We start from the raw sequence: 6,172 nt of genomic DNA on the forward strand, positions 1-6,172 counted from the left end.
AGTGTCCCTCTTAGGCCGCGAGCAGGGTTTCGGAGACCACCCGGCCGTCCAGCAGCTTGATCGTGCGCTGGGCGGCGGCGGCGTGGGCGAGGGAGTGGGTGACCATTACGACCGTCACGCCGCTCAGGGCTGCGTCAGTCAGCATACCCATCACCGCCTCTCCGTTGATCGTATCGAGGTTGCCTGTCGGCTCGTCCGCCAGGATCAGGCTGGGATTGGAGACCAGGGCGCGGGCCACCGCCACGCGCTGTTGCTGGCCGCCCGACAGCTGCTGGGGCCGATGCTTCGCCCGGTGGCCCATCCCGACATTGGCAAGCGCTTCGGCCACCCGCCGTCGCCGCTCACCCGCCGGGACCTTTCGGTAGAGCAACGCCACCTCGACGTTCTCCGCCACCGTCAGGTCGTCGATCAGGTTGAAGCTCTGGAAGACGAAACCGATCCGCTCACAGCGCAACGCCGTCAGCTCGCGCTCGGACCGCCCGGAGACCTCCTGGCCGAAGAACTCGAACCCGCCGCTGGTGGGCGTGTCGAGCAGGCCCAGCACATTGAGCAGGGTGGACTTGCCGCAGCCCGACGGGCCCATGATAGCGACGAACTCCCCGCCGCGGACCTCCATTGAGATGTCGTTGAGCGCGAGGGTCTCCACCTCGGCGGCGCGGTAGATCTTGCTGACGTTCGTGAGCTTGAGCATCCCTGCCCTCCCCTTGTGTCTCGCTATTTCTTTGACAAGACCACGCGGTCGACCTTCTCGAAGCCCGCATAGTCCGACGTGATCACCTGCTCGCCGGGCTTAAGGCCGCCCAGCACTTCCACCTGCTCGGCGCTGCGCCGGCCGATCCTGATCCGCCGGCGGTCGGCATGCGTTCCACCCGCGTCGGTCACCATGACCCAGTCCCCGCCGGTGCGCTCCAGGAAGGGCCCGGCCGGCAAAACGAGGGCCGGCTGATCGCCACTGAGCGTCAACCGGCCCTCAAGGGCCTGGCCAGGGAGGAGGCCACGCGGCATAGCGCCTTCGAAGGCGAGATCTACCTGGAAGGTCGCGTTCTTCACCTGAGGGTCGACGCGGGTGATTTTCACCGGGACCTCGCGGCCCTCGATGGTCACGACGCCGGTCTGGCCGGCCCGCACGCGCTCCAGGTAGTATTCGTCGATCTGGGCCTGCAGCTTGAAGCCGGTGTCGGCGACGATCTGGCCCAGGCGCTGGCCGCGATTGCGGATCTCGCCCACCTTGATGTCCATGTCGGTCAGCCGTCCCGGGACCGGTGCGCGGACCACCAGGCTGTCCAGCTTGGAGCGGGTGACCCTGAGGCTTTCCTGCAGGGTGGCGAGTTCGTTCTGGATCTGGGGGATCTGGCGGCGTCGCAGCGCGTCCTGCTGCGCGTTGGAGCTGGTCTGCAGCGGCAACAGCCGGCGGTCGTGGTCCAACTCGTCGTGGACCTGCTCGAAGAGGTCCTTGGCGACGTAGCCTTTGGCCGCCAGCGCGTCGCGCCGCTCTGCGGTCCGTTGCAGTCGGGTGATGTCGTACTCGATCTGGGCGGCGGCCTTCTCGTTGGCGACGCGGGCGTCTTCCAGCTGCTTTTCATAGGTCTGAAGCTGAGTGATGGATTCGATCAGCCGGCCCTCACGGTCGAGCACCTCGAGTTCCAGTTCGGTATTGCGAAACCGCAGGACCGGCTGGCCGGCGGCGAGCGTATCGCCGGCCTGCGCCAGGACCTGCTGCACCTGACCGCCTTCCAGGGCGTCAAGGTAGATCACATCCTTGGGCTGGGCGGTGGCGCGCAGCACCACGAAGTCGTGGAACACGCCGCGCTCGACCGCCGCGATGGTGACGTTCTGCGCCGGCAGGCGGACGCTCGACCTGGACGCACCCACAACCGCCATGCCAAGGCCGCCGACCGCCAGCAGCGCCGCGGCGGCGCCGGCGGCGAACAGGGTCCCACGGCGGCGGCGCCACGGCAGGACGATGCGTCTGTCCATGTCCAAACTCATGGCGGTCAGTGTCGCCTGAAGCCGGCGTTCAACGAAGTCCAAGTTATTCCGAGACTTAGCTGATCCGGCGTGAGCTCGGCGCTGCCGCGGTGTCCGGAATCGGACACGTGCCGGCGCACGCGCGGACAGGTCGGCGCCTAAGCCTTTGACGAGGCTGGCTTTGCCGCGAACGCCGCGACACCGTAGGTTTATGGGGTGCCGACCACCCTGCTCATCGTCGACGACGACGCCGATGTCCTGAAGGCCGCCGCCGCGGCCCTGGCGGCGACGGCCGATCGGGTGGAGACCGCGGCCACGCCCGAGACCCTCATCGCGCGGCCGGAGGCCTACGACGCCGTCCTGCTGGATATGAACTTCGCCATCGGCGCTCGCGACGGCGCGGAGGGCCTCGACGTCTTGGACCGTCTGCAGGCGGCGGATCCGGCTCTGTCCGTCGTGCTGATGACCACCTACGGCGGGGTTTCGCTCGCCGTGCAGGCCCTGAAGCGCGGCGCGGCCGATTTCGTGCTGAAGCCCTGGCGCAACGAGCCCCTGGCCGAAGCGATGCGCGCGGCGATGGCGCTGACCGCCGAGCGCCGCGCCAGCGGGCGCGCCCTGAACCTGGATGACCTCGAGAAGCGGTCCATCGAACGCGCCATGTTGCTCTACGACGGAAACGTCAGCCACGCCGCGGCGGCCCTCGGCCTGACCCGGCCGGCGCTCTACCGGCGAATGGAGCGGCATGGTCTTTAGGCGGTTTTCCGGCGCGGGCGGTTTCGCGCTCGCCGCGGGCCTTCGGGCCGCCGTCGTCAGCGCGCTGGCGTTCGGGATCCTGCTGGCCGCAGAGCGGCGCCTGTGGGCGACCGCCGCGGTGCTGGCAGGCGTCGCCGGCTTGGTGATCCTGGACCTGATGCGCAGCATCGGGGCCGCCGACCGCACCCTCGCCCAGTTCGTCGAAGGCATGACCGCCGAGGGTTACGAGCGACCGACCGCGCCGATCGGTCTGCGCGCGCTTGGCGATGCGATCAGGGCGGCGCTAGACCGGCTCGCCGCCATCCGCGCCGATCGCCAGCAGCGCTCCGACTTCCTGGAAGCGCTGGCCGACACGGTCAGCGCCGCCCTGCTGGTGATCGACGAGAAGGGGGCGGTCACCGGCATGAACCGCGCCGCGCGCACGGGCATGATGGCCACCCTTGGGCCTCTGAGCGCGATCCTGGCGCTTGGCCCCGAGGCTGCGCAGCGTCTGCAGGCTCTGCCAGCCGGTGCGCGGGAGGTCTTGCGCCTGGCCGATCAGCGGGCGGTCCTCGCCACCGTGTCCGGCTTCACGGCCGGCGGCGCGGCGCGGCGGCTGATCGCCATCCAGAGCATCGCCAGCGACCTCGACGCGGTGGAGCTAAAGGCCTGGCAGGACCTGGTGCGCGTTCTGGCGCACGAGATGATGAATTCGCTCACGCCCATCTGTTCGCTGTCGGAAAGCATCGCCGCGCGGCTCGGTGAGCCCCACAGCCCTGGGACCGAGGCCGAGATCATCGAGTCCGCCCAGGTGATCGCCCGGCGCGGGCAGGGCCTGATGACCTTCGTCGAGCGTTATCGGCGCCTGACCGACACGCCTGTCATCGAGAAGGCGCGCCTTCCCGCCGCGGAATTCATTCGCCGTCTCGACCGCCTAGCTGAGGCGATGATCGGCGCTGACGCCATCGCCTGGTCGAGCGCGGCGCATCCTTCTTGGCTGGTCCTCAACGCCGATCCGGACCTCCTGGAGCAGGCGGCCATCAACCTGATCAAGAACGCCGTCGATGCGGTGCGCGGTCGCCCAAACGCGCGGGTGCGGCTGACGCTGACCATGGAGGACGACGAGCAGATCGTGCTCAGCGTGGCCGATAATGGTCCGGGCCTGCCGCTCGACGACCCCGAAGGCGTCTTCGTGCCGTTCTTCACGACCAAGGCCGGCGGCTCGGGCATCGGCCTGACCCTGGCGCGCCAGATCGCGCTCAGCCACGGCGGGCGGCTGGAGCACCAGGCCGCCTCGCCCAACGGGGCGGTCTTCCAGATAACCCTCCCGGCGGGCTAGCCCGAGAGCAGCGCAGCACGCTCGGCGTCGGTCAGCACGCGCCATTGGCCTTCGGGAAGGTCGCCCAGCCGCAGCGACCCGATGCGGATGCGGACGAGGTCCATGACGTGCATGCCCACCAGTTCGCACATCCGTCGGATCTGGCGGTTACGGCCTTCCTTGAGGATGAAGCGCAGCTCCTGGCCCTGGACCACGCTGACCTTGGCGGGCTTCAGCTGGCGGCCGTCCATGGTCAGGCCGTGACAGAGCCGGGCAATCTTCTCGGGTGTGATCTTGCCGGTGACCCGGACCAGATATTCCTTTTCGAGGTCGGAGTCGGGCCCAATGATCGCCTTGGCCAGCACGCCGTCGTCGGAGAGCAGCAGAAGGCCGCGGCTGTCCATGTCCAGGCGGCCGAGGGGCGCGAGGCGCGTATCCCGATCGGGAATCGTCGGGCTTTCGCCGACAAGGGCGGCCTTGGTCAGGAGCCGCACGGCCGGGGTCTGCCCGGGCTCCGGCTGGGCGGAGACGATCCCCATGGGCTTGTGCAGCACGACGCTGAGCGGCGCGGGCCCGCTCCCGTCGCACAGCGTGAGCGTCTGGCCGGGCAGAATCTTGCGGCCGGTGTCGGTGACCACCTCGCCATCGATGGAGATCAGGCCGCGCTCGATGAAGCCCTCGGCCTCACGGCGCGAGCACACCCCGCTCTGACCCAGCCACTTGTTGACCCGCTGTGGCTCGGCCTCGTCGTAGCGCCCGGTCCAGGCCATCAGGCGCCGGCTTTCGGCGGATAGGCGTGGCGGCGGCCCGCCGGGTCCTCGACGCTGCCGTCGGCGAAGTAATCCGGCCCGATCGGGACCTTCCCGTGACCGCCGGGGATGTCGAGGATGTAGGTCGGCTGGCAGAGGCCGCTGACCGCGCCGCGCATGGCCCGCATGATCGCCTGGCCTGTTTCGAGCGAGGTCCTGAAGTGGCCGGTCCCCAGCGCCAGGTCGGCATGGTGCAGGTAGTAGGGCTTGATCCGCGTCTCGACCATGGCCCGCATCAGGGCGGTCAGGGTCTCCGGGTCATCGTTCACGCCAGCCAGCAGCACGGTTTGGCCCAGCATCGGTACACCCGCCTCGACGATCTTCGCGCAGGCCGCGCGGGCCTCGGCGGTGAACTCGCGCGCATGGTTGGCGTGCAACGCCACGTAGACCGCCTTGCCTGGCCCCTGGAGCGCGGCGACCAGCTCATCGGTGACGGTCTGCGGCTGCACGACCGGCACGCGGGTGTGGAAACGCACCACCTTCAGGTGATTGATCTCGCCCAGCCGGGCCATCACCTCGCGCAGACGGCGCGGCGCCAGGATGAACGGGTCGCCGCCGGTGACGATCACCTCCCAGATGTCGGGGTGTTCGGCGATATAGCCGATCGCGGCGTCGAGGGCGTCAGGTGAGAGCGGACGCACCCCAGCGGGCCCAACCATCTCGCGGCGGAAACAGAAGCGGCAGTAGACCGCGCAGGCGTGGTTCAGCTTCAGCAGGCAGCGGTCGGGATAGCGGTGGACGATCCCCTCCAACGGCGAATGGGAGACGTCGCCGATCGGGTCTGCCAATTCCTCTGGCCGCAGTTCGAGCTCCGCGTCGCTGGGGACGAACTGGCGCGCGATCGGGTCGTGTGCGTCAGCGACGTCGATCAGCTCCGCCATGGGTGTGGTGATCGCCACCGCGTACTGCGCGGCCACGCGCTCCAGCGCCAGCCGGCGTTCGAGCGGGACGAGGCCGGCGTCAGCCAGATCCTGCACGTTGCGAAGCGTCTTGGTGGTCATCGCGCGGGCTTATGGGCTGTGCGAGGCCCGCCGTCAAAAATGTGCAGTTCACCTGGCGTGGGAACGGCCTAGCGTCACCGTGCAATTCGAGGACGCCCATGGACGAAGCGCTGGACCAGGTCGCCGACGGCTTTGTGCCGCGCGGGCTCGCGCCCCACTGGTATTTCTTCGTCTACTTGCCGTTCGGCCTGACGACGGGATTTGTCGGCGTCACCATGGGTTACCTTCTGGCGCACCATGGGGTCAGCGTCGCCGCCGTCGCCGCCCTCATCGCCCTCTACGGCCTGCCCACCACGTGGAAGTTCGCCATGGGTCCGGTGCTGGATACGAGCCTCTCTCCGCCC

7 protein-coding genes are annotated in these 6,172 nt (G+C 69.0%); 3 read left to right on the forward strand and 4 right to left on the reverse strand.

The annotated features are described in order from the left end of the window. Positions 1 to 10: 10 nt before the first annotated feature. Together E8A12_RS16990 and E8A12_RS16995 are read right to left on the reverse strand one after the other, a co-directional pair. Positions 11 to 691 carry an ABC transporter ATP-binding protein gene (locus E8A12_RS16990; protein ID WP_293370973.1) on the reverse strand — a complete coding sequence of 227 codons (681 nt, stop codon included), beginning with the start codon at positions 689 to 691 and terminating at the stop codon, positions 11 to 13. 23 nt (positions 692 to 714) lie between these two features. Continuing rightward, positions 715 to 1,977 carry an efflux RND transporter periplasmic adaptor subunit gene (locus E8A12_RS16995; RefSeq protein WP_293370975.1) on the reverse strand — a complete coding sequence of 421 codons (1,263 nt, stop codon included), beginning with the start codon at positions 1,975 to 1,977 and terminating at the stop codon, positions 715 to 717. 207 nt (positions 1,978 to 2,184) lie between these two features. Here E8A12_RS16995 and E8A12_RS17000 point away from each other — a divergent pair, with 207 nt between their 5' ends. Together E8A12_RS17000 and E8A12_RS17005 are read left to right on the forward strand one after the other, a co-directional pair. Next, entirely contained in the window at positions 2,185 to 2,721 is a 537-nt protein-coding gene (locus E8A12_RS17000) for a DNA-binding response regulator (RefSeq protein WP_293370977.1), read from the forward strand. Next, positions 2,711 to 4,039, forward strand: a complete 1,329-nt coding sequence (locus E8A12_RS17005) for an ATP-binding protein (RefSeq protein WP_293370979.1) — start codon at positions 2,711 to 2,713, stop codon at positions 4,037 to 4,039. Before E8A12_RS17000 ends, E8A12_RS17005 begins: the two co-directional genes overlap by 11 nt. Here the strand turns inward: E8A12_RS17005 and E8A12_RS17010 are convergent. Continuing rightward, positions 4,036 to 4,788 carry a pseudouridine synthase gene (locus E8A12_RS17010; protein WP_293370981.1) on the reverse strand — a complete coding sequence of 251 codons (753 nt, stop codon included), beginning with the start codon at positions 4,786 to 4,788 and terminating at the stop codon, positions 4,036 to 4,038. The genes E8A12_RS17005 and E8A12_RS17010 overlap by 4 nt on opposite strands. Continuing rightward, a complete protein-coding gene (locus tag E8A12_RS17015) occupies positions 4,788 to 5,828 on the reverse strand; it encodes a lysine-2,3-aminomutase-like protein (protein ID WP_293370983.1) in 1,041 nt (346 codons plus the stop codon). The genes E8A12_RS17010 and E8A12_RS17015 overlap by 1 nt, the downstream gene beginning before the upstream one ends. A gap of 98 nt (positions 5,829 to 5,926) precedes the next feature. On the opposite strand from E8A12_RS17015, the gene E8A12_RS17020 reads away from it, so the two are divergent. Further along, positions 5,927 to 6,172 (forward strand): hypothetical protein (locus tag E8A12_RS17020; RefSeq protein WP_293370985.1); only part of this gene is annotated, 246 nt, incomplete at its 3' end.

It is taken from the genome of Phenylobacterium sp. (assembly GCF_004799395.1).
In the GTDB taxonomy this organism is placed as follows: domain Bacteria; phylum Pseudomonadota; class Alphaproteobacteria; order Caulobacterales; family Caulobacteraceae; genus Phenylobacterium.